Source organism: Geodermatophilus maliterrae (assembly GCF_041018925.1).
Taxonomy (GTDB): Bacteria; Actinomycetota; Actinomycetes; order Mycobacteriales; family Geodermatophilaceae; genus Geodermatophilus; species Geodermatophilus maliterrae.
In genome coordinates this window covers 1-1586 of record NZ_JBFNXQ010000203.1, presented here as the reverse complement: position 1 = coordinate 1586, position 1586 = coordinate 1, and the positions used below count along the sequence as shown (strand labels likewise).

Sequence of the window (1586 nt, the reverse complement as noted above, 5' to 3'; positions counted from 1 at the left end):
CATGGCCTACGAGGTGAAGGGCGTCGTCGCCCGCAGCAAGGGAGCACCGGTCAGCGTCGAGACGGTCATCGTCCCCGACCCCGGGCCGGGTGAGGCGGTCGTGGACGTGCAGGCGTGCGGGGTGTGCCACACCGACCTGCACTACCGCGAGGGCGGGATCAACGACGAGTTCCCCTTCCTGCTCGGCCACGAGGCCGCCGGCACCGTGGCCGCGGTCGGCGCGGGCGTGACCAACGTGGCCGTCGGGGACTTCGTGGTGCTCAACTGGCGGGCGGTGTGCGGGCAGTGCCGCGCCTGTCTGAAGGGCGAGCTGCAGTACTGCTTCAACACCCACAACGCCGCGCAGAAGATGACCCTCACCGACGGCACCGAGCTGTCCCCGGCGCTGGGCATCGGCGCGTTCGTGGAGAAGACCCTGGTCCACTCCGGGCAGTGCACCAAGGTCGACCCCGACGTCCCGGCCACCGCGGCCGGGCTGCTGGGCTGCGGCGTGATGGCCGGGGTGGGTGCGGCGATCAACACCGGCGGCGTGCGCCGTGGGGAGTCGGTGGCGGTGTTCGGCTGCGGCGGGGTGGGGGACGCCGCGATCGCCGGCGCCAAGCTGGCCGGCGCGACCACGATCGTCGCCGTCGACGTCGACGACCGGAAGCTGGAGTGGGCGAAGGCGTTCGGCGCCACCCACACCGTCAACAGCCGGACCACCGACGCGGTCGAGGCCATCAAGGGCCACACGAACGGGTTCGGCGTGGACGTGGCCATCGACGCCGTCGGCCGCCCGGAGGTCTTCGAGCAGGCCTTCTACGCCCGCGACCTGGCCGGCCGCGTGGTGCTGGTCGGCGTGCCGACCCCGGACATGCAGCTCACCCTGCCGATGATCGAGCTGTTCGGCCGCGGCGGGGCGCTCAAGTCCTCCTGGTACGGCGACTGCCTGCCCTCCCGGGACTTCCCGCTGCTGGTCGACCTCTACCGGCAGGGCCGCTTCCCGCTGGCCGACTTCGTCTCCGAGACCATCGGCATCGACGAGGTGGAGCAGGCCTTCGACAAGATGCACCAGGGCGAGGTCCTGCGCTCGGTGGTCGTGTTCTGATGACCGGGTCCACAAGGGGCGTCCGCATCGACAAGGCCGTCGTCAGCGGGGTGTTCAGCCTCGACGGGTCCGACTTCGACGTCGACAACAACGTCTGGCTGGTCGGCGACGACGCGGAGGTGCTGGTCATCGACGCCCCGCACCGCGCCGACCCGATCATCGAGGCCATCGGCGGGCGGACGGTGACGGCGATCGTGCTCACCCACGGGCACAACGACCACATCACCGCCGCGGTCGACCTGCGCGAGGCCACCGGCGCCCCGATCTGGTTCCACCCCGCCGACCGGATGCTGTGGGACATGGTCTACGGCGGGGTCCACCCCGACGCCAGCCCGGACCAGGCGCTGGGCGAGGGCACCCGGTTCACCGTCGCCGGGACGACGCTGACCGCGCTGCACACCCCCGGCCACTCCCCGGGCAGCACCTGCCTGCACGCCCCCGACCTGGCCGCCGTCTTCACCGGCGACACACTCTTCCACGGCGGGCCGGGCGCCACCGG

General features: G+C 72.2%; 2 protein-coding genes. Both read left to right on the top strand.

What is annotated here, in order from left to right; all coding sequences use genetic code 11:
* Positions 1-1087 (top strand): S-(hydroxymethyl)mycothiol dehydrogenase (locus tag ABQ292_RS26455; RefSeq protein ID WP_369210681.1); only part of this gene is annotated, 1087 nt, incomplete at its 5' end.
* A partial coding sequence (locus ABQ292_RS26450; protein WP_369210680.1) for an MBL fold metallo-hydrolase occupies positions 1087-1586 on the top strand: 500 nt, incomplete at its 3' end. The genes ABQ292_RS26455 and ABQ292_RS26450, both read left to right, overlap by 1 nt.